Annotated in this window: 2 protein-coding genes; both read right to left on the bottom strand. The window is 59.0% G+C overall.

Annotated elements, in window-relative coordinates; genetic code table 11:
- On the bottom strand, positions 1 to 396 hold a 396-nt coding region (locus JHD74_RS26010), incomplete at its 3' end, for a 2-C-methyl-D-erythritol 4-phosphate cytidylyltransferase (protein ID WP_199063910.1).
- 3 nt (positions 397 to 399) lie between these two features.
- A partial coding sequence (locus tag JHD74_RS26005) for a septum formation initiator family protein (RefSeq protein ID WP_199063909.1) occupies positions 400 to 544 on the bottom strand: 145 nt, incomplete at its 5' end.

The raw sequence follows: 544 nt of genomic DNA, 5'->3' as shown, positions 1-544 counted from the left end.
GACCTTACTGTGTGCCGTGATCGCGAGCAACCGCTCCAGATCGTCGGGATGCAGGCAAGGGCGGGCAGCATCGTGGACCAAAACCCAGTGTGCGTTGCCTGCCAATTGCAGCCCGGCCAGTACCGAATCGGCGCGCTGTTGCCCACCCTCAGTGACCAGGACCCGCGGATCGCTGGCAATCGATAATGTCTTGAATTGTTGGTCTTCGGGGCTGATAGCCACGATCACCTGGGTAATACGCGGATGGCGTAGCAAAGCGTGGATCGCGTGCTCAAGAATGGTTTGATGGCCGATGGTTAAATATTGCTTCGGGCACTCGGCCTGCATACGGCTGCCAATACCGGCAGCGGGCAGGACGGCGATCACCTGAGGGGAGGAGCCTACGGATGGATTCATGCGTTACTTCGATGGGTTGTTCTGTGTGGCAGACGCCGCGTTGCGCCCGGAAGGTTCAGGAACCAGACGATAGAAAGTCTCGCCGGGCTTGATCATGCCCAGTTCATTGCGTGCGCGTTCTTCTATCGCTTCCTGACCGCCGTTCAGG

This window comes from Serratia sp. ASV30 (assembly GCF_016428815.1).
In the GTDB taxonomy this organism is placed as follows: domain Bacteria; phylum Pseudomonadota; class Gammaproteobacteria; order Enterobacterales; family Enterobacteriaceae; genus Chania; species Chania fonticola_C.
This window is presented reverse-complemented; position numbering and strand designations above follow the sequence as displayed.